The sequence below is a fragment of the Planococcus sp. CAU13 genome (genome assembly GCF_000775575.1).
Classification (GTDB): Bacteria; Bacillota; Bacilli; order Bacillales_A; family Planococcaceae; genus Planococcus.
Genome location: NZ_JRGN01000290.1, coordinates 1 through 271 on the forward strand (window position 1 = coordinate 1; position 271 = coordinate 271).

Sequence of the window (271 nt, forward strand, 5' to 3'; positions counted from 1 at the left end):
AAGTACTCTATCCAATTGAGCTACGGGCGCAATCGGAATACGTTATGGTGCGGCCGAGAAGAGTCGAACTTCCACGGGATTTCTCCCACTAGGCCCTCAACCTAGCGCGTCTGCCATTCCGCCACGACCGCATAACATTATTTTAGAGACGAACTTTATTATAAACTTTCTGCTGCTGTAAGTCAATAAGAAAATCTGACTTAATTTTGGTTTATAATTATCCGCTCTATTCTGCGGAAATAAAAATGGCTGGGGTACCTGGATTCGAACC

At 44.3% G+C, this 271-nt stretch carries 1 tRNA gene; it reads right to left on the reverse strand.

Features of this window, described 5'->3' with window-relative positions:
* Positions 1–45: 45 nt before the first annotated feature.
* Positions 46–131, reverse strand: a tRNA-Leu gene (locus tag KW93_RS13520).
* Positions 132–271: the final 140 nt, after the last annotated feature.